Source organism: Kitasatospora sp. NPDC057936, from assembly GCF_042887525.1.
GTDB lineage: Bacteria > Actinomycetota > Actinomycetes > Streptomycetales > Streptomycetaceae > Kitasatospora.
Genome location: NZ_JBHVPD010000056.1, coordinates 1 through 18,791, shown reverse-complemented (window position 1 = coordinate 18,791; position 18,791 = coordinate 1). Strand labels below are relative to the sequence as shown.

Annotated in this window: 16 protein-coding genes and 1 tRNA gene; 8 read left to right on the top strand and 9 right to left on the bottom strand. The window is 73.3% G+C overall.

All coding sequences use genetic code 11. The features are described from left to right. Nucleotides 1-13: 13 nt before the first annotated feature. The 3 genes from rsgA to hisN all read left to right on the top strand — a co-directional run bounded on the left by rsgA (nt 14) and on the right by hisN (nt 2,396). The gene (gene rsgA / locus ACFVU9_RS26590) at nt 14-1,069 is read left to right on the top strand and encodes a ribosome small subunit-dependent GTPase A (RefSeq protein ID WP_380438482.1); all 1,056 of its coding nucleotides are present in this window, start codon (nt 14-16) and stop codon (nt 1,067-1,069) included. A gap of 132 nt (nt 1,070-1,201) precedes the next feature. Next, nucleotides 1,202-1,525, top strand: coding sequence for a DMT family transporter (locus ACFVU9_RS26585; RefSeq protein ID WP_380438480.1), 324 nt, complete (start codon nt 1,202-1,204; stop codon nt 1,523-1,525). Nucleotides 1,526-1,598: 73 nt separating this feature from the next. After that, entirely contained in the window at nt 1,599-2,396 is a 798-nt protein-coding gene (hisN, locus tag ACFVU9_RS26580; protein ID WP_380438478.1) for a histidinol-phosphatase, read from the top strand. 89 nt (nt 2,397-2,485) lie between these two features. Here hisN and ACFVU9_RS26575 read toward each other — a convergent pair whose 3' ends face one another. Further along, a complete protein-coding gene (locus ACFVU9_RS26575) occupies nt 2,486-3,961 on the bottom strand; it encodes a catalase (protein ID WP_387597494.1) in 1,476 nt (491 codons plus the stop codon). Between the two features lie 105 nt (nt 3,962-4,066). Here ACFVU9_RS26575 and ACFVU9_RS26570 point away from each other — a divergent pair, with 105 nt between their 5' ends. After that, nucleotides 4,067-4,492 carry a Fur family transcriptional regulator gene (locus ACFVU9_RS26570; protein WP_380438474.1) on the top strand — a complete coding sequence of 142 codons (426 nt, stop codon included), beginning with the start codon at nt 4,067-4,069 and terminating at the stop codon, nt 4,490-4,492. A 27-nt stretch (nt 4,493-4,519) separates the two neighbouring features. On the opposite strand, the gene ACFVU9_RS26565 is transcribed toward ACFVU9_RS26570, so the two are convergent. From ACFVU9_RS26565 to ACFVU9_RS26555, 3 genes are all read right to left on the bottom strand, one after another. Next, nucleotides 4,520-6,496 carry a tetratricopeptide repeat protein gene (locus ACFVU9_RS26565; protein ID WP_380505094.1) on the bottom strand — a complete coding sequence of 659 codons (1,977 nt, stop codon included), beginning with the start codon at nt 6,494-6,496 and terminating at the stop codon, nt 4,520-4,522. Between the two features lie 358 nt (nt 6,497-6,854). Beyond that, a tRNA-Met gene (locus ACFVU9_RS26560) sits at nt 6,855-6,928 on the bottom strand. A 79-nt stretch (nt 6,929-7,007) separates the two neighbouring features. After that, entirely contained in the window at nt 7,008-9,983 is a 2,976-nt protein-coding gene (locus ACFVU9_RS26555; RefSeq protein ID WP_380438470.1) for a UPF0182 family protein, read from the bottom strand. Between the two features lie 175 nt (nt 9,984-10,158). On the opposite strand from ACFVU9_RS26555, the gene ACFVU9_RS26550 reads away from it, so the two are divergent. Further along, a complete protein-coding gene (locus ACFVU9_RS26550) occupies nt 10,159-10,737 on the top strand; it encodes a PPA1309 family protein (RefSeq protein ID WP_380438468.1) in 579 nt (192 codons plus the stop codon). Between the two features lie 48 nt (nt 10,738-10,785). On the opposite strand, the gene ACFVU9_RS26545 is transcribed toward ACFVU9_RS26550, so the two are convergent. The 4 genes from ACFVU9_RS26545 to ACFVU9_RS26530 form a co-directional block, all read right to left on the bottom strand. After that, nucleotides 10,786-11,901 carry a PDZ domain-containing protein gene (locus ACFVU9_RS26545; RefSeq protein WP_380438466.1) on the bottom strand — a complete coding sequence of 372 codons (1,116 nt, stop codon included), beginning with the start codon at nt 11,899-11,901 and terminating at the stop codon, nt 10,786-10,788. A 42-nt stretch (nt 11,902-11,943) separates the two neighbouring features. Beyond that, on the bottom strand, nt 11,944-12,135 hold the full coding sequence (locus ACFVU9_RS26540; protein WP_380438464.1) for a hypothetical protein: 192 nt from the start codon (nt 12,133-12,135) through the stop codon (nt 11,944-11,946). Between the two features lie 187 nt (nt 12,136-12,322). After that, a complete protein-coding gene (locus tag ACFVU9_RS26535) occupies nt 12,323-12,763 on the bottom strand; it encodes a molybdenum cofactor biosynthesis protein MoaE (RefSeq protein WP_359966241.1) in 441 nt (146 codons plus the stop codon). A gap of 216 nt (nt 12,764-12,979) precedes the next feature. Next, a complete protein-coding gene (locus tag ACFVU9_RS26530; RefSeq protein ID WP_380438460.1) occupies nt 12,980-14,128 on the bottom strand; it encodes an NAD-dependent epimerase/dehydratase family protein in 1,149 nt (382 codons plus the stop codon). A 199-nt stretch (nt 14,129-14,327) separates the two neighbouring features. On the opposite strand from ACFVU9_RS26530, the gene ACFVU9_RS26525 reads away from it, so the two are divergent. Continuing rightward, on the top strand, nt 14,328-15,917 hold the full coding sequence (locus ACFVU9_RS26525; RefSeq protein ID WP_387597487.1) for a zinc-dependent metalloprotease: 1,590 nt from the start codon (nt 14,328-14,330) through the stop codon (nt 15,915-15,917). After that, nucleotides 15,914-16,501, top strand: coding sequence for an NUDIX domain-containing protein (locus tag ACFVU9_RS26520; RefSeq protein ID WP_359966250.1), 588 nt, complete (start codon nt 15,914-15,916; stop codon nt 16,499-16,501). Before ACFVU9_RS26525 ends, ACFVU9_RS26520 begins: the two co-directional genes overlap by 4 nt. Nucleotides 16,502-16,664: 163 nt before the next feature. Here ACFVU9_RS26520 and ACFVU9_RS26515 read toward each other — a convergent pair whose 3' ends face one another. Beyond that, nucleotides 16,665-17,354, bottom strand: coding sequence for a M48 family metallopeptidase (locus tag ACFVU9_RS26515; RefSeq protein WP_387597483.1), 690 nt, complete (start codon nt 17,352-17,354; stop codon nt 16,665-16,667). 324 nt (nt 17,355-17,678) lie between these two features. Here ACFVU9_RS26515 and ACFVU9_RS26510 point away from each other — a divergent pair, with 324 nt between their 5' ends. After that, nucleotides 17,679-18,764, top strand: coding sequence for a ThiF family adenylyltransferase (locus tag ACFVU9_RS26510; protein WP_380505085.1), 1,086 nt, complete (start codon nt 17,679-17,681; stop codon nt 18,762-18,764). Nucleotides 18,765-18,791: the final 27 nt, after the last annotated feature.

Sequence of the window (18,791 nt, the reverse complement as noted above, 5' to 3'; positions counted from 1 at the left end):
GGAGACTGAAGCCATGCGCCGCTACGGCAAGGACGCCGACGAGGACGACATCCGCAACCGCCCCGCCCGCCGGGGCTCCCGGCCACGGACCCGGATCCGGCCCAAACACGAGGACGCCGCCGAGGCGATGGTGCTGACCGTCGACCGCGGCCGGATCACCTGCCTGATCGACCCGGGGACCAAGCAGGAACGCCAGATCGTCGCCATGAAGGCCCGCGAACTGGGCCGCAAGGGCGTCGTCGTCGGCGACGTCGTCAACATCGTCGGCGACCTCTCCGGGGACGCCGACACCCTCGCCCGGATCGTCCGGGTCGAGGAACGCACCTCCGTGCTGCGGCGCACCGCGGACGACGACGACCCGTACGAGCGGATCGTCGTCGCCAACGCCGAGAAGCTCGCCATCGTCACCGCCCTGGCCGACCCGGAGCCCCGGCCCCGGCTGATCGACCGCTGCCTGGTGGCCGCCTACGACGCGGGCATGGAACCCCTGCTCGTGCTCACCAAGGCCGACCTCGCGTCCGCCGAAACGCTCCTGGAGTCCTACGCGCCGCTCGGCATCGACTACGTCGTCACCCGCCGGGACGAACTGGAGAGCGCGGGCGCCGAGGCCGTACGCGAGCACCTGCGCGGCCGCTCCACCGTGTTCATCGGCCACTCCGGCGTCGGCAAGACCACCCTGGTCAACGCCCTCGTCCCGGACCGCCAACGGCAGACCGGCCACGTCAACGCCGTCACCGGCCGCGGCCGGCACACCACCGTCTCGGCCCTCGCGCTGCGCCTGCCCCCGCCCCCGGGCGCCAAGGCCGGCTCCAAGAAGGCGCTGAACTCGGGCTGGGTGATCGACACCCCGGGCTTCCGCTCCTTCGGCCTCTCCCACATCGACCCGTCCCGGGTCATCCTCGCCTTCCCCGACCTGGAGCCGGGCACGGTCGACTGCCCGCGCGCCTGCAGCCACGACGAGCCGGACTGCGCCCTGGACGCCTGGGTCGCCGACGGCCACGCCGACGCCGCCCGGCTCTACTCGCTGCGCCGCCTGCTGGCCAGCAAGGAGGCCCGCGAGGACGACTGACCCCGCCCGGCCCCGCCGCGTCCCGGCGAGGCCGGTGGCCCGTTCGAGGTGTCGGACCGCGCCGCCCTGGCGATCATAGGAAAGTCGGACCACTGTGCGGTCCGACCCGTCGATCGACAGGGAGGGCACGCGATGGCATGGGCCCTGGTGATCCTGGCCGGCCTGCTGGAGACCGGCTTCGCGATCAACCTCAAGCTCAGCGAGGGCTTCACCAGGCTCTGGCCCACCATCAGCTTCTGCGTGTTCGCCCTCAGCAGCTTCGGCCTGCTGACCCTCTCGCTCAAGAGCCTGCCGGTCGGTCCGGCCTACGCGGTGTGGACCGGCATCGGCGCGGCCGGCACCGCCATCTACGGCATGGTCTTCCTGGACGAGACGACGTCGGTGCTCAAGCTGGTCTCGATCTCCCTGGTGATCGCCGGCGTCATCGGCCTGCAGCTCAGCGGCACCACCCATTGAGCCGCGGGCCGATGAGCGTTCACTCCGTGAGCCCGGCTGTCCCGATCCGGGCGGGCTCGCTAGGGTTTCGGACATGGCCGACTACCACGACGACCTCCGACTCGCCCACGTCCTCGCCGACTCGGCCGACTCGGTCACCCTGGAGCGCTTCCGCGCGCTCGACCTCGCGGTCGAGACCAAGCCCGACCTCACCCCCGTCAGCGACGCCGACAAGGCCGCCGAGGAACTGGTGCGCGGCATCCTGCAGCGCGCCCGCCCGCGCGACGCCGTCCTCGGCGAGGAGTTCGGCCTCCAGGGCTCCGGCCCGCGCCGCTGGGTGATCGACCCGATCGACGGCACCAAGAACTACATCCGCGGGGTGCCGGTCTGGGCCACCCTGATCGCCCTGCTGGAGGACGGCCCGGACGGCGTCGGGCGCCCGGTGGTCGGCATCGTCTCGGCCCCCGCGATCGGCCGCCGCTGGTGGGCCGCCAAGGACCTCGGCGCCTACGCGGGCCGCAGCCTCGCCAAGGCCTCGCGGATCCACGTCTCCGGCGTCTCGCGCATCGAGGACGCCTCCTTCTCCTACTCCTCGCTGTCCGGCTGGGAGGAGCGCGGGCGCCTCGACCCGTTCCTCGACCTCACCCGGGCCTGCTGGCGCACCCGCGCCTACGGCGACTTCTGGTCCTACATGATGGTCGCCGAGGGCGCCGTGGACATCGCCGCCGAGCCCGAGCTGTCGCTGTGGGACATGGCCGCCAACTGCATCATCGTCGAGGAGGCCGGCGGTCGCTTCACCGGCCTGGACGGCGTCCCGGGCCCGGGCGGCGCGGACGCCGTCGCCAGCAACGGCCTGCTGCACGAGGAGACGCTGCGGCGCCTGAGCGTCTGACGCGACCCGTCCCCGGACGTGATCGCGGGCCCCTCGACCAGTGGGAGCTGGTCGAGGGGCCCGCCGTCTTTCTCGGGGCAAGTCCGCGGCTACTTCTTGCGCAGCTCCCGGACGGCCGCCTCCAGCCGCTGCCCGTAGTCGGCGTCGGCCTTGCGGAAGTTGTCGACGGCCCGCTCCACGATGTCCTCGCGGTCCTCCGAGACCTTGGCGATGAAGCCGGCCAGGCCCGCGATCAGGCGCTGCTTCTCGTCCTCGGAGTAGAGGCGGTAGAGGTTGCCGGCCTGCACGAAGTCGTCGTCCTCGGCGTGCGAGGGCGCCACGTGGTTGCCGGTCGCGCCGGTGACGGAGGTGGCGGCCCACAGCGGGCGGCCGGTCTCGACCGGGCCGCCGAAGCTGTTCGGCTCGTAGTTCTTCTGGCGGCCGTGGCGGCCGTCGTACAGGTAGCCGTCGCGGCTGTTGGTGCGCGCCGCGGTGGCGTGCGGGCGGTTCACCGGCAGGTGGTCGGCGTTGATGCCGACGCGGTAGCGGTGGGCGTCCGCGTAGGCGAACAGGCGGCCCTGGAGCATCTTGTCGGGGGACGGGCCGATGCCGGGCACGAAGTGCGCCGGGGAGAAGATCGACTGCTCGACCTCGGCGAAGACGTTGTCGGGGTTGCGGTTGAGCTCCAGCTTGCCGATCTCGACCGGCGGGTAGTCCGCGTGCGGCCACACCTTGGTCAGGTCGAAGGGGTTGAAGCGGTAGTTCGCCGCGTCGGCCGCCGGCATGATCTGGACCTGCACGGTCCAGGTCGGGAACTCGCCGCGCTCGATCGCCTCGCGCAGGTCGCGCTGGTGGCTGTCCGGGTCCTCGCCGGCGAGGCGGTTGGCCTCGTCCTGGGTGAGGTTGCGGATGCCCTGGTCGGTCTTGAAGTGGTACTTGACCCAGAAGTGCTCGCCGGCCTCGTTCTGCCACTGGAAGGTGTGCGAGCCGTAGCCGTTGAGGTGGCGGTAGGTCGCCGGGATGCCGCGGTCGCCGAACAGCCAGGTCACCTGGTGGGTCGACTCGGGCGACAGGCCCCAGAAGTCCCAGACGTTGTCCGCCTCCTGCGAGCCGGTGTACGGGTCGCGCTTCTGGGTGTGGATGAAGTCGGGGAACTTGATCGCGTCCTTGATGAAGAACACGGGGGTGTTGTTGCCGACGAGGTCGTAGTTGCCCTCCTCGGTGTAGAACTTCAGCGCGAAGCCGCGCGGGTCGCGCACCGCGTCGGCGGAGCCGAGGTTGCCGGCCACGGTGGAGAAGCGCAGGAAGACCTCGGTCTGCTTGCCGATCTCGGCGAGGAAGCCGGCCCGGGTGTAGGGCGTCACGTCGGCCGTCACCGTGAAGGTGCCGTAGGCCGCGGCGCCGCGGGCGTGCACCACGCGCTCCGGGATGCGCTCGCGGTTGAAGTGCGCGAGCTTCTCGAACAGCAGCTGGTCCTGGATGAGCGCCGGGCCGCCGACACCCGCCGTCTCGGTGTTCTGGTTGTCGGCGACGGGGGCGCCCGCCTCCGTGGTGAGGGTGGGGCGCAGCTCGTCCTGGGTCGTCATGAGAGAAGCCTCCGCGTGATCCGATCGTGAGGACTCGATCCTAACTTGGACTTTGTCTAAGTCAATACTGGCACCAATCTCAGAGCGTGACCTACTCTGGTGCGCATGAGCGACCTGCTGGAACGACTTCGCGGACGTGGGTGGCGCCTGACCTCGCAGCGCCGGGTCGTGGCCGAGGTCCTCGACGGCGAACACGTCCACCTCACCGCCGACGAGGTGCACGCCCGCGCCGCCCGGCACCTGCCCGAGATCAGCCGCGCGACCGTCTACAACACGCTCGGCGAACTCGTCGCCCTCGGCGAGGTCCTGGAGGTCGCCACCGACGGCCGCGCCAAGCGCTACGACCCCAACGCCCGCCACGCCCACCAGCACCTGGTCTGCTCGGGCTGCGGCGCGATCCGCGACGTCCACCCCCACGGCGACCCGCTCGCCGCCCTGCCCGCCACCGAGCGCTTCGGCTTCGTCCTCTCCGGCGCCGAGATCACCTACCGCGGGCTCTGTCCGGACTGTACGCACGCGCCGGCCCGCTAGGCCACGCCACCGCTCAGCCCGCAGCCGCTACGCGCTCAGCTCCGCGTGCAGCGCCCCGAGCAGCCGCCCCGCCCGCTCCGCCACCTCGGCCGGCCCGTAGTCGGCCGCCCGGCGGCACCAGTTCTCCGCCTGCACCGGCTCCCCCCGCCGCAGCGCCAGCAGCGCCAGGCGCAGCGCCGCCCGCCCGTGCCCGGCGTCCGCCGCCCGGGTGTACCAGAGCATCGCCTCGGCCTCGCTGTCCTGCCGGGCCAGCAGCAGCCCCAGGTTGAACGCCGCGCTGCGGCTCCCGGCCTCCGCCGCCCGCCGGTACCAGCTCTCGGCGATCTCCAGCGCGCCGCGCTCGGCCGCCCGCACGCCCATGCGCACCTGCGCCCGGCGGTGCCCGGCGTCCGCCGCCACCGCGTACCAGTGCTCGGCCTCCGCGTCCGCGTCGCCCCGCCGGTCCAGCACCGACGCCAGCCGGAACGCGCCCTCGGCCGAACCGCCCGCCGCCGCCTGCCGGTAGCGCTCCAGCGCGCCCGCCAGGTTGCCGCGCTGCTCCTGGGCGACCGCGAGCTGCAGCGCCGCCTCGCCGTGGCCCTCGGCGGCGGCCCGCGCGTACCACTCCTGCGCCTGCTGGTGCTCGCCGCGCCCGGCGTGCAGCACGCCGAGGTTGAACGCGCCGTCGACGCTGCCCGCCTCGGCCGCCTTGGAGAACCACGGCTCGGCGCCGGACTCGTCGCCGCGCTGGAGCAGCACCACGGCCAGCGCGTTGCACGCCTCCCGGTGCCCGGCGTACGCGGCCCGCCGGTACCACTGCTCGGCCTGCTGCTCACGGCCGGTGCCGGCGCACAGCAGCCCGAGGTTGAAGGCGCCGTTGTGGTCGCCCGCGTCCAGCGCACCGCGGTACCAGTGCTCGGCCTCCTTGGCCTCGCCGCGGCTCGCGTGCAGCGCGCCGAGCGCGTTGGCGGCGTTGCCGTCCCCGGCCTCGGCGGCCTCCTGCCACCACTCGGCGGCGGCCGCGACGTCCCCGGAGTCGCGCAGCAGGAAGCCGAGCGCGCACGCGGCCCGCGGCTCGCCGTTCTGCGCGGACTGCCGGTACCAGCGGGCGGCCTCGTCCAGCAGCGCCTGGTCGGCTCCGGCCCGCTCCTCGAGCAGCACGCCCAGGCGCAGCGCGGCCCGGGCGTGGCTGCGGGCGGCGGCGGTGCGGTACCAGGTCTCGGCGGTGTCCTTGTCGCCGGCCGCCTCGCGCATCCGGGCCAGCCGGTAGGCGGCCTCGCGGTGGCCGGCGTCGGCGGACACCTTGAACCAGCGCTCGGCGCGGACGTCGCGCCGGTGCTCCATCAGGTCGCCGAGCGCGTAGGCGCCGAGCGGGTGGCCGTGGTCGGCGGCGAAGTGCAGCCAGTACTCGGCGGCCTCCTCCTCGCCCTGGTCGCGCAGCTGGAGGCCGAGCGCGTGCGCGGCGGGGGCGCTGCCGGCGACGGCGGCCTGGCGCCACCACTGGGCGGCCTCGGCGCGGTGGCCCTGCTGGTGCAGCAGCACGCCCAGGTTGTTGGAGGCGGCGCGGACCCCGGCCGCGGCGGCGGCGCGCAGGTACGGCTCGGCGTCCTCCAGTTCGCCGCGGCGCAGCAGCAGCGTGCCGAGCCGGGAGGCGGCGTCCGGGTCGCCCTCCTCGGCGGCGCGGCGGTGCCGGGCCTCCAGCGCGGCCTGCTCGCGGGCGGCCAGCGCGGTCTCGAAGCTGGTGGTGTCCAGGCCCGCCGGGTCGAGGGCGCCGCCGCCGTGGGCGCCGCCGGAGCCGTCCGCGGACTCGCCGTACGGGCCGACGGCGGAGGTGAACTGACGGGTGGGCACGTGGACGAGGCTGTCGGGGCCGCAGCCGGCCGCGCGGCGCTCGGCAAGGCCGCCGGTGCGCTGGGCGGGCAGGGCGCCGGGACGGCTCTCGGGGCTCTCCGCCCAGGCGTCGGTGTCCGCCTCGGTGGCGGCGCCGGACCTGGCACCTGGCCCGTTCTTGCCGATCAGCCTCATCCGGACTCCCGCTCCCCCAGAGTGTCGCGGCATCCTCCCCCAGCCACCGGCCGGGGGGTCCTCCAGGGGAAGCGCCGGACCCGACGGCTGGTCAGCAGCCGTGCACCGTCCCCCATGTGTCCCATCGTCGCACCACCCGCAACCCGCGTACACCTGCCCCGGCCGAATTCGGGCGGGGCTGCCCCGAAGCCGACGAAATTGCTTCGGCGCTTTGTCGATTTCCCGACACTTCAACCCCACAAACCCGGTGCCGTCATCGTTGGCGACGGTCGATAGTACCGGAGCGGTTCCCGCCGCTTCGGGGCGAAAACGCCAGAGGCCCGGAGGACGAATCCTCCGGGCCTCTGTCACTACTGAGTAGCGGGGACAGGATTTGAACCTGCGACCTCTGGGTTATGAGCCCAGCGAGCTACCGAGCTGCTCCACCCCGCGTCGGTGACTCAACAGTAGCACGGACGCGGGGCGGAACCGAAATCGGTTGCCGCAGCTCAGCGGGCGCGGGCCCGGCGGCTCACGGCTTCGGGCTCGGCGACCCGCCCGCGGTGGCGGACGGGCCGCCGCTCGGGGCGGCCGGCGCCGGAGCGCCGGAGCGGGCCGCGTCGGCGGCCTTCAAGGCGTCGCCCAGCGCCTTCTGCGCGTTGCCGTACGCCACCCAGTCGCCGTTCTTGAACGCCGTCTGGCCGTCGTTGTACGCCTTCTCCGCGTCCGACAGCGCCTTCTGCAGCTCCGGCGAGATCGTCCCGCCCGGCTGCGGCGTCGTCGGCCCCGTCGACGTGCCCGGGTTCGCCGGGGTCCCCGGGTTCGCCGGATTGCCCGGAGTGCTCGGCGCCGTCGGCGTCGTCGCCGGCGCGGCCCCCGCGAACACCTTGCGCAGCGCCTCCTCCAGCGTGTTCTCGAACGCCACGTTGTCGTTCCCGTACACCACCAGGACCTTCTGCAGCGTCGGGTACTTGGCGCCGCGCCCGCGCACGTACACCGGCTCGACGTTGAGCAGCCCGCCGCCCACCGGCAGCGTCAGCAGGTTCCCGTACTCCAGGTCCGAGTCGCCGCCGCTCTTCAGCAGCGTGATCTGCTGCGCCACCTCGGGGCGGGAGTTGAACTGCGACTGCACCAGGTTCGGGCCGAGCGTCTTGCTGTCGCCCGGCACCTTCAGGATCCGGATCTTCCCGTAGTCCGGGCCCGGATCGGCGTCGACCGCCATGAACGCCGCCAGGTTGTCCCGGCCGTTGGGCACGAACGTCGTCGTCAGCGAGAAGCTCGCCGACGTGACCTCCGGGTCCGGCATGCGCAGCGTCAGGTAGTACGGCGGCTGCACCTGCTTGGTGTCGCTCGTCGGGTCCACCGGGACCTGCCAGATGTCACTGCCGTTGAAGAACGAGTTGGCGTCCGTCACGTGGTACTGGCCGAGCAGGTCGCGCTGCACCTTGAACATGTCCTGCGGGTAGCGCAGGTGCGGCAGCAGCGTCGCCGGGATGTCCGCCTTCGGCTCGACCGTGCCCGGGAACGCCTTCATCCACGTCTTCAGCACCGGGTCGTTGTCGTCCCACTGGTAGAGCTTCACCTCGCCGGTGTACGCGTCGACCGTGGCCTTCACCGAGTTGCGGATGTAGTTGACCTTGTTGGCCACCGACAGCAGCTCGCCGCGCTGGTTGGTCAGCGAGTCCTTCGTCGCCGTGCCCAGCGTCGTCTTGGACGCGAACGGGTAGCCGTCGGACGTCGTGTAGCCGTCCAGCACCCACACCACCCGGCCGTCCTGCACCACCGGGTACGGGTCGGCATCGATCGACAGCCACGGGGCGACCTTCTCCACCCGCTCCTTCGGCGTCCGGTTGTAGATCACCTTCGCGCCGTCGGTGATCGCCCCCGCGTACAGCATCTGCGGCTCGGCGAAGCGCACCGCGTACGCGGCCCGGGTGAGCGGATTGTCCAGCGAGACACCGCTGTTGCCGGTGTACTGGTACTGCTTGTTCTCGCCGGTCTCGGTCGTGTAGTCGATCTCCTGGTTCGAGCCGCCGACGATCGAGTACGTCGTCGTCTTCTCGCCGTAGTAGACCCGCTGCTGGTAGTCGCCGAGCGCCCCGGTCGCCGGCAGGCCCGACTCGGTGAACACCGGCTGGCCCTTGTCGTTGACCTGGTTGCCCTTGGCGACCACCGCGCCGTAGCCGTGCGTGTACTTGAAGTGGTCGTTGATCCAGTTGCGCTGCACACCGTTCAGGTCCAGCTCGCGCAGCCCGATCACGGTGTCCTGCTTGTCCGTGCCCGCGCCGTAGCGGTCCACGTCCAGCGTGTTGGGGAACGCGTAGTAGTTGCGCTGCTGCTCGATCGACTGGAACGTCGGCGACACGATGTTCGGGTCCAGCAGGCGGATGTCGGCGATCGTCTGCGCGTCCGGCTTCAGCGCGTCCGCCGTCGTCGACCCCTGCGGGGTGTACTGCGACGTCTGCGCGTCCGCGATGCCGTACGCCCGACGCGTCGCGTCGATGTTCTTCTGGATGTACGGCGTCTCCTTGGCCTGCTCGTTCGGCTTCACCTGGAACTGCTGCACGATCGCCGGGTACACCCCGCCGATCAGCACCGCCGACAGCACCATCAGCCCCAGGCCGATCAGCGCCGGCGCCCACGTGCGCCGCACCGGCGTCAGGAAGAACAGCACCGCGCAGATGATCGCCACGAAGAACAGGATCGTCTTCGCCGGCAGGAACGCGTTCGCGTCCACGTACCGCAGGCCCGTCCAGCCCGAAACACCCTTGTACGAGCCGGTCTTGACCGCCAGCGCGTACCGGTCCAGCCAGTACGCCACCGCCTTCAGCAGCACGAACACGCCCAGCAGCACCGCCAGGTGCCCCTGCGCCCCCGCACTCGCCCGCCGGCCGGGCCCCTGCAGCCGCAGCCCGCCGTACAGGTAGTGCACCAGCACCGAGGTCAGCAGCGACACGATCACCGCGCTGAACGCGAAGCCCAGCACGAACTCGTAGAACGGCAGGTCGAAGGCGTAGAACGACACGTCCATGCCGAACTGCGCGTCCTTCTCACCGAAGGACGTCGCGTTCGTCCACATCAGCCACGTGCGCCACTGCCCCGACGCCGCCGCCCCCGCCACCAGGCCGATCACCAGCGACACGCCGATCAGCGCCCAGCGCTTGAACGGCGCCAGCCCCGCCCGGTAGCGGTCCAGGCTCTGCTGCTCCACCGACATCGCCGACAGCGGCGGGCGCAGCCGGTGCGCCAGCCACACGTTGAAGCCGACGATCAGCGCCATCAGCAGCCCGAACACCGCGAACAGGCCGACCTTCGTCCACAGCTGGGTCGTGAACACCGACGCGTAGTGGACCGACCTGAACCACAGCCAGTCCGTCCAGAAACCCGCGAACATGACGAACAGCAGGAACAGCACCGCGAGCACGCCCAGGGTCAGCAGGGCCACCCGCGCCCGCCGGGAGGGCGGACCTACCCTGCGCCGGAAACCCGGCCCTGAGCGTTCCGGCATCTGGAATACCACGGTGGCACCTCAGCTGTGTCGTCTGGAGTCGGTCGGTCTTCAGAGCAACTTAACCAGGCTCCGACCGAGTTCCCACCGTTAGCAGACGGTTACGACGCCGCTCCTCCACACCACCCGCACCGCCCGGCGCGGCAAGCCCCACCCGGCGTGTGAGGATTGAGACATGTCCGACGCCACCGCCACGCCCCAGCCCGACTCCCCCGACGACGTCTCCACCCTCCCCGCGGCCACCCCCCTCACCCGCGCCGCCCTGGAGATCGACGAGTACGCCGCCACCCTCGGCTGGGACCTGCCCGCCCGCCTCTTCGCCCTCGTCGACTCCGGCGCCCTGCGCAAGGCCGACCCCCGGGTCGCCAAGCAGCTCGGCCTCACCGACGACGACGCGGCCGGCCTCACCCCCGTCGAGCAGGACGAGATCCCGGCCGGCACCCCCCTCGACAAGTTCCTCGGCACCATCGCCTGGCCCGACGCCGTCGCCGGCTGCGCCCTGGTCGTCGAGCGCCTCATGCTGCCGCCGGGCGCCGAGCAGAGCCGCCCGCGCAACGCCAGCGACGCCCAGCTCACCGAGTGGGTGGCCAACCACCCCAAGCGCGAGGAGGTGCGGATCACCGCCGCCGTGCTGCGCGACGGCAAGAAGGAGATCGCGCTGCGGCTGCGCTCCAAGGACACCGCGCGCGAGGTGCTGACCGGCCCCGACCTGGTGCCCGGCCTGACCGAGGCCCTGCTGGCGACCTTCGCGTAGCCGCCCCCCGTGGCCCTACCGCACGGCGGGGCCCGCCGTGGCGGATCGCTACTTCGCGGCGCAGGACGGCAGCGCGGAGGTCTGGCCGGAGCGGATCTGCTCCAGCGACTTCAGCGCGCCGTCCAGCGTGTCCGTCTTGACCAGGGTCAGCCCGGACGGGACGTTCTTGCCCGCCTCGGCGCAGTTGCCGGACGGGGTGAGGAAGTACTCGGCGCCGGCGTCGCGGGCGGCGATGATCTTCATCGATATCCCGCCGATCGGCCCGACCTTGCCGTCGTCGTCGATGGTGCCGGTGCCCGCGACGAACCTGCCGCCGGTGAGGTCGCCGCCCGGGGTCAGCTTGTCGATGATGCCGAGCGAGAACATCAGGCCGGCGCTCGGCCCGCCCACGTCCTGCAGGCCGATGTCGATCTGGAACGGGTAGGTGTGCCGGATCCCGGTGCCGATGCCGACCACCGCGAGGCCGGCGCGCTCGGCCGGGGCCTTCGGGTCGAGGTCCCTGGCCGCCACGGTCGGGACGGTGACGTCGGTGCGGGCCGCCGGGTCCGCGGCGCCGTTGCCCGAGGTGTCCTTGAGCCGCGGGACGACGGTGAAGACCACCGACTCGCCCGGCTTGTGCTTGGTGACGCCCGCGGCCACCTGGTCCGTCGTCGTCACCGCGGTGCCGTCGACGGCGACGATCTGGTCGCCCGCGTGCAGCCGGCCCTCGGCGGGCGCGCCCGCGGTGACCGTCTTGACGATCAGGTCGTTGCCGACCGGGATGCCCAGTTGCTTGAGCGCCGCGGTGCGGGCGCTGTCCTCGGAGGAGGCGAACTCCTCGGCGTTCTGCTTCTTCGCGTCCGCGTCCGACTGCCCCTTGGGGTAGACGTTGTCGTGCGGCACCACCATCACGTCGTCGCGCAGCCACCCGATCACCGCGTTCACCAGGCTGGGCTCGTACTTGGCCCCGGTGACCTGCACGGTCGTCATGTTCAGGTGCCCGGTCGTCGGGTACGAGTCGCGCCCGGTGATGGTGATCACCGGCTTGCCCCCCTGCTGGCCGAGCGTGTTGTACGTCGGGCCCGGGCTCATCTCCGTGTACGGCACCTTCATCAGCACCGAGACGCAGAGCAGCGCTATGAGCAGCAGGGTGGCGGCGAGCATCGTCGCGGAGCGGCGTGGCATGGCACGACAGTACGGGACGCGGGTGAACCGGCGCCCCCCGGGCTACCGGCCGGAGGTCTCCCCCGAACCGGCGCTGCCGGCGGTCGTGCGTTCCATCGCGGCCATGAACCGCCGGTGTTCGGCGAGTGAGGCCGGGTCCCCCGTGGCCCTCGGCGCCCGCTGGGCCCAGCCCGCCCACACGGCGGCGAGCAGGACGGCGGCAACCGGAATGATCAACCAGGCGAGCGCACCCATGTCAGTACTCCCAGCTCGTCGTGTCTATGAGCAGATTAACCACTCCGGCGGACAACGCGATCACCGCCGTCCGGGTTACGGGAGCGCCGATCGGCTCACTGCCGGGGAGTATCCGGCGCGGGCGGCCGGACCCGTTCGGGTGAGGCCGCGGCGCGCCTGACGCTCCGCGTGCTGGGAACGTGCGGGTTCAGCAGCTGCCGGCGCCGACCCACTCCTCCTCGCCGTCGGCGAAGACCTGGTGCTTCCAGATCGGCACCTCGTGCTTGAGGTCGTCGATGAGCCGGCGCGCGGCGGCGAAGGCCTCGCCCCGGTGGGCGCAGGAGACCGCGACGATCACGGCCTTGTCGGTGATCTCCAGCCGGCCGATCCGGTGCACCGCGGCGAGCGCGCGGACCGGGAAGTCCGCGACGATCTTCTCGGCGATGCGGCGCATCTCCTGCTCGGCCGTGGGGTGGCAGCTGTACTCCAGCGCGGCCACCGACTTGCCGCCGTCGTGGTCACGGACCGTCCCGACGAAGACGGTCGTGCCGCCGGCCGCGTCGTCGCCCACCGCCTCGTACACCTCGTCCAGGGAGAGCGGGGTGTCGCGGACGGCGAGCAGGCGGATGGGGTCGTGGTTCTCGGACATGACCCCATGATTGCCCATCCGGGGTGGTCCCGGGCAAGGGGCTTCCGCATCACGATCCGGGAATTTCGCATCGTGAGAAGTCGGGGTGACGGCCGACCCCGCGCTCCGGGCCCGGCTCCCTCTCGGGCCGCCCTGCCGGACGTCCCCACGCCGGACGTCCCCACGCCGGACGTCCCCACGCGGGACGCCCCCTCGGTGGGCGCCCCCTCGGACTCCTCAGAAGCGGCGCCGCTTGCGCGCCCGCCGCACCAGCGCCGCCGTGCCCACCAGCGCCACCGTCGCCCCGGCCGCGCCCAGGCTGGTCGCCGCCTCCTTGCCGCCCAGCCGCCGCCCGGCCACCGCGTGCTTGCCCGCCACCTGCGCCAGCAGCTCCGCCAGCACCTGCTCGTTCGTCCAGGCCGGACGCCAGCCCGCCTCGTGCAGCCGGCTGCCGGACACCACCCACGGGTACATCGTGTAGGCCAGGTCCCCGGCCGGCGCCGGGGTCAGGCCCAGACGGTGCAGCCGGGCCGCGGTGCCGAGCGCCAGGGAGGCCGGCAGCTCCATCCGGCGGATGCCGGACAGCCGCTCCACGTCCTCCTGCTCCAGCCAGCCGTCGCAGCCGACCGTCACCTCGCCCTCGACCAGGCCGAGCGCCGCGTACTCCAGCGCCATCGCCAGGTCGTCCACGTGGCAGAACTGCCAGCACGGCCGCGAACCGGCCACCACCAGCAGCCGGGGCGCCTCGAAGTGCCGGGTCAGCACCGTGTCCACGCCCGGACCCACCACGACCGCCGGGCGCAGCACCGTCACCTGCAGCCCCGGGTGGGCGCGCGGCGCCCGCCGGGCCAGGCGCTCGATCTCCAGGAGGTCCCCGACCAGCGAGGCCTCCTCCGTCGCCCGCAGCTCGGAGTCCTCGGCCAGCGGCACCTCGTTGTCGGCCAGCGCGCCGTAGACCATCGCCGACGTGCACAGCACCACCCGGTGCACCCCGGCCGCCGCGGCGGCGGTCAGCACGGTCTGCGCGCCGCGGACGTTGTAGGCGCTGCGGGCCCGCGGATCGGACTCCATGCCGAAGTCCATCGCCAGGTGCACCACGACGTCGACCCCGGCCAGCCGCTCGGCGACCGCCGGATCCCGCACGTCCAGCACCCGCCACTGCACGCCCGGCACGTCACCGCGTCGGTCGTCCACCGCGAGGACCTTCTTCACGTGCGGGGAGGCCACCAGGCGGGCCGCGACCCGCTCGCCGAGCACCCCCGCGGCCCCCGTGACGGCCACGACGACCGGCCGTCCGCCGTAGGCTGGAGGCGGCGACGCCGTGGTGTCCGGGGCGTCCTCGCCTCCGGTCAGCCCAGAGCGAACGTCCGAGGGCGGGGAACTCACCGGCCATCCTCCACGGTTAGCTTATGTGCGTACGTACGTGTGTCACGTACGTCCATCCTGCCCGAGGCGAAGGCCCCGCGGTGCACCCGGCGCGGGCCCGCCGCGCGGGAGCCGCTCGCGAGTCCCCACTCCGCCGCCGCCCCGGGCCCGCAGGATTTCCCGCCACACCCGTATGACGGCCGACCGGATCGAGGACCCCGTGAGCGACCTTCCCTTCGGATTCGGCGTTCCGCCCGAGGAGCCCGAGGACGGCAAGGCCAAGCCCGACGACGAGCAGAAGAAGAAGGACCAGGGCTCGCAGGGCGCCGACCAGAGCGGCCCCCAGCCCTTCGGCTTCGGCGCCGGCAACCCCTTCGGCGCGCTGTTCGGGATGCCCGGCGCCCCCGGCACCCCGGGCGCCCCCGGCGCGGGCGACAACCCGTTCGCCGCGATGTTCGGCGGCCTCAACCCGGGCGACCTCGGCGCCGCGTTCCAGCAGCTCGGACAGATGCTCTCCTTCGAGGGCGGCCCGGTGAACTGGGACCTCGCCACGAACATCGCCCGCCAGACCGTCGTCGCCGAACCCGCCGAGGGCAAGAGCAAGGACCGCTCGGTCAGCGCCGCCGAGCGCTCCGCCGTCGCCGAGGCCGTCCGGCTCGCCGACCTCTGGCTCGACGGCGCCACCGAGTTCCCCTCCGGCGCCGGCACCGCCGTCGCCTGGAGCCGCGCCGAGTGGATCGAGGCCACCCTCCCGGTCTGGAAGGACCTCGTCGACCCCGTCGCCGAACGCGTCGGCACCGCCATGGGCGGCGTCCTGCCCGAGGAGATGCAGGCCATGGCCGGCCCCCTCATGGGCATGATGCGCTCCATGGGCGGCGCCATGTTCGGCACCCAGATCGGCCAGGCCCTCGGCGCCCTCGCCGCCGAGGTCGTCGGCTCCACCGACATCGGCCTGCCCCTCGCCCCGGCCGGCAAGGCCGCGCTGCTGCCCCAGAACGTCGCCGAGTTCGGCGAGGGCCTCAGCGTGCCCGCCGAGGAGGTCCGCCTCTACCTCGCCCTGCGCGAGGCCGCCCACCAGCGCCTCTTCGCCCACGTGCCGTGGCTGCGCGCCCACCTGCTGGGCGCCGTCGAGGCCTACGCCCGCGGCATCAAGGTCGACACCTCCCGCATGGAGGAACTCGTCGGCCAGCTCGACCCCACCAACCCCGAGGCGCTCCAGGAAGCGCTCGCCGGCGGCCTCCTCCAGCCCGAGGACACCCCCGAGCAGAAGGCCGCCCTCGCCCGCCTGGAGACCGCGCTCGCCCTCGTCGAGGGCTGGGTCGACGCCGTCGTCCACACCGCCGCCGAGCCCCACCTGCCCCAGGCCGGAGCCCTGCGCGAGACCGTCCGCCGCCGCCGCGCCGCCGGCGGCCCCGCCGAGCAGACCTTCGCCACCCTCGTCGGCCTGGAGCTGCGCCCGCGCCGCCTGCGCGACGCCGCCCGGCTCTGGGCGCTGCTCGCCGACGCGCGCGGCGTCGAGGGCCGCGACGCCCTCTGGCAGCACCCCGACATGCTGCCCACCGCCGCCGACCTCGACGACCCGGACGCCTTCGTGCACCGCGGCGCGTCCGGCGACCTGGAGGGCGGCATCGACTTCGACGCGCTCGACAAGCTGCTCGGCGAGGCCGCGGCCGGCGGCACCACGAACCTGACCAAGGGCGACACCCCCGAGAACGACGGGCCCGAGCAGGACGGGCCCAAGCAGAACGGGCCCAAGCAGAACGGGCCCGAGCAGGACGGCACCGACGGAAAGGGCGAGCCCACCGCATGACCGCCACCGACCCGGGGGCGTCCGCCCTGCACGCGGACGCCGTCGGCACCCTGACCCGGTGGCGGCCCGCCGACCAGGACCAGGAACAGCTGCGGCTGGACTACCTGGAACACCTGCACGCGCAGCCCGAGGGCCTGTACCGCTCCTGCCTGCCCGCCCACATCACCGCGAGCGCCGCGGTCGTCGACCCGGCGGCCGGGCGGGTGCTGCTCACCCTGCACCCCAAGGTCGGCCTGTGGCTGCAGATGGGCGGGCACTGCGAGCCGGGCGACGCCGACCTCGCGTCGGCCGCGCTGCGCGAGGCCGTCGAGGAGTCCGGCATCCCGGACCTCACCCTGCTCGCCGTCGACGGCCGGCCCGCCCCGGCCAAGCTCGACCGGCACCAGGTCCGCTGCACCGGCAAGGACCGGCCGGAGAACACCCACCTGGACGTCCAGTACATCGCGCTGGCCCCGGCCGGCGCGCAGGCACTGATCAGCGAGGAGTCGCTCGACCTGCGCTGGTTCGACTACGACGGCCTGCCCGAGCTGACCGACCACTCGGTGCGCGACCTCGTCGCGCGGGCGAGGCGGCTCACGAGCTGAGGTGCGACAACCGGAAGGGGGCGCGGGCCGCATAGGCCCACGCCCCCTTCCGTCGCTCCCACGTTCGATCCCGCGGCCCCGCCGCGCTTCCCCCCGCCTTCCCGCTCCCCACCTTCCCCCGTTTCCCTGCCTCCCCGTTTCCCTGCCTCCCCCGCCGGGCTCCTCAGCCGCAGGAACGCGCCGGGTCGGACTCCGGGTCCGCGCTCCGGGCCCCCGGGATGTGCGGCAGCCGCGCCGCCGACACCACGCCCTCCAGGTACCCGCGCGCCCGCTCCGTCCGGGGATAGGCCTCCAGCAGCGCCCAGAACCCCGGACCGTGATCCGGCACCAGCAGGTGCGCCAGCTCGTGCAGCAGCACGTAGTCGAGCACGTACTCCGGCATCCCCTGGAGACGGTGCGAGAGCCGGATCGTCCCCTCGCTCGGCGTGCACGAGCCCCAGCGCGAATTCTGGTTCGTGACCCAGCGGACCTGGGCCGGCTTCGCCCGGCCGTCCAGGTACGCGGCCGACAGCTCGCGGGCCCGCGCCTCCAACGCATCGTCCCCCGGGATCCGGCGGCTCTCCTGCGCGGCCAGCTTCTCCAGCATCTGCGCGACCCACCGCTGCTCCTCGGCGTGCGACATCCGCGCCGGGATCAGGACGACGGTGCGGTCGCCCTCGCGGTAGGCCGAGACGGTGCGGCTGCGGCGGGCACTGCGGCGCACCTCGACCCGCGTGCGGTCGTGCGGCTCCCCCGGCTTGGGCGGGGACGCCTGGTGCTGTGCCTGGTGCTGCGACTGATGCTGCGTCTGGTGCTGGGGCTGCGCGGATTTCGGCTGCTGATCCGAGCGCCCGCGCGTGCTCGGCGCCGCCACTTGCGACCCGGACGCTGCACGGGCACGCCGACGCGACGCCGATGGATGGGAGTCCCGCTCGGCTGCCATGGCACACGACGTTACCCGCTACCACTGACAGAAGTCCGCTGCCATGGCCGAAATCTTTCGTGGAGTGATCGGTAACGAAAGGCCGACAAGGGGTGTCCGGAAACCGACGCCGGAGCGGATACCCAGTTATCCACAGGACCTGCGAACCGATGATGTGATCATGGGCCAGCGCCTGTGGATAACCCGGCGCACGATGTCGCCCCGATCGGGCAAGCTGCCGTCAGCCGTCCGAAAACGATCGGAAAGGACACCGCCGTGCGCCTCGCCCTCAAGCCCGCCCTGTCCCGCAGCTGGCGCGACACCGAGACCCTGCAGTTCGGGACCATCAGCCGCTACGCGGGAGTGGTCGAGCACGCCGACAAGACCCTGTGCGACTTCCTGGGCCTGCTCGACGGCACCCGGGACCGTCCCGCGCTGCTGGCGGCCGGCGAGAAGGCCGGGCTCGGCCGCGACCCGGCCGAGGCGCTGCTCGCCGAGCTGGAGGAGGCCGGGCTCCTCGACGACGCGGAGGCGGCCGAGGCCGCGCTCGCCCGCTTCCCGCAGCCGCACCGGGAGCTGCTGGGGCCGGACCTCGCCTCGCTCTCGCTGGTCCACTCCGGCCCGGGTGCCGCACCGGCGGTGCTCGCCCGGCGGGCGGACACCAGGATCGAGGTCCGCGGCGCGGGGCGGGTCGGGGCCGCCGTGGCGGCGGTGCTCGCGGCGGGCGGGGCGGGGGCCGTCACGGTGAAGGACGGCGGCCGCGTCCGGCCCGGCGACTGCTCCCCCGCGGGCGTACCGCCGTCCGACGTCGGGCGGCTGCGGATGACGGCGGCCAAGGAGGCGGTCCAGCGGGCCTCGGCCCGTCGCCCGGCACCCGCGCCGCGGCGGGCCGCGGACGCGCCGCCCGATCTCGTGGTGCTCGCGCCGCGGGACGGCAGCGGGGCGTTCGCGGGCGGGGCGTACGAGGCGCGGCAGCTGCTGCGGGCCGGGGTGCCGCATCTCTACGTGGGCGTGGTGGAGGAGTTCGGGGTGGTCGGGCCCCTGGTGGTGCCGGGGGTGTCGGCCTGCGGGCACTGCCTGGTGCTGCGGAGGGAGGACGAGGACGCAGCGTGGCCACGGGTGCTGGCCCAGCTCGCGGACGGAGGACCGGGGCGTGCGCGCACCCCGGCCTGCGACACCGCGATGGCCACCGCCGTGGCGGGCCTGGCGGCACTCCACGTCCAGGTGCTGCTCGACGGCGGCCGGCCGCCGAGCGTGAACGGGTGGTGCGAGTTCTCGGCCACCGACGGCATGCCGCGCCGGATGCGCCTGAGGGGCCACCCGGACTGCGGCTGCCTGTGGCAGCCGCTGCCACCGAGGTAGGACGCCGGGAGGCGGGTGGGTGGGTGC

What these genes read in the sequence shown, in the direction of transcription:
- ACFVU9_RS26535 (WP_359966241.1), bottom strand. Translation starts at nt 12,763, where the DNA reads ATGTCCGAGAACCACGACCCCATCCGCCTGCTCGCCGTCCGCGACACC.
- ACFVU9_RS26520 (WP_359966250.1), top strand. Translation starts at nt 15,914, where the DNA reads ATGACCGCCACCGACCCGGGGGCGTCCGCCCTGCACGCGGACGCCGTC.
- ACFVU9_RS26555 (WP_380438470.1), bottom strand. Translation starts at nt 9,983, where the DNA reads ATGCCGGAACGCTCAGGGCCGGGTTTCCGGCGCAGGGTAGGTCCGCCC.
- ACFVU9_RS26565 (WP_380505094.1), bottom strand. Translation starts at nt 6,496, where the DNA reads ATGAGGCTGATCGGCAAGAACGGGCCAGGTGCCAGGTCCGGCGCCGCC.
- ACFVU9_RS26545 (WP_380438466.1), bottom strand. Translation starts at nt 11,901, where the DNA reads ATGCCACGCCGCTCCGCGACGATGCTCGCCGCCACCCTGCTGCTCATA.
- ACFVU9_RS26585 (WP_380438480.1), top strand. Translation starts at nt 1,202, where the DNA reads ATGGCATGGGCCCTGGTGATCCTGGCCGGCCTGCTGGAGACCGGCTTC.
- ACFVU9_RS26540 (WP_380438464.1), bottom strand. Translation starts at nt 12,135, where the DNA reads ATGGGTGCGCTCGCCTGGTTGATCATTCCGGTTGCCGCCGTCCTGCTC.
- ACFVU9_RS26570 (WP_380438474.1), top strand. Translation starts at nt 4,067, where the DNA reads ATGAGCGACCTGCTGGAACGACTTCGCGGACGTGGGTGGCGCCTGACC.
- hisN (WP_380438478.1), top strand. Translation starts at nt 1,599, where the DNA reads ATGGCCGACTACCACGACGACCTCCGACTCGCCCACGTCCTCGCCGAC.
- ACFVU9_RS26550 (WP_380438468.1), top strand. Translation starts at nt 10,159, where the DNA reads ATGTCCGACGCCACCGCCACGCCCCAGCCCGACTCCCCCGACGACGTC.
- ACFVU9_RS26575 (WP_387597494.1), bottom strand. Translation starts at nt 3,961, where the DNA reads ATGACGACCCAGGACGAGCTGCGCCCCACCCTCACCACGGAGGCGGGC.
- rsgA (WP_380438482.1), top strand. Translation starts at nt 14, where the DNA reads ATGCGCCGCTACGGCAAGGACGCCGACGAGGACGACATCCGCAACCGC.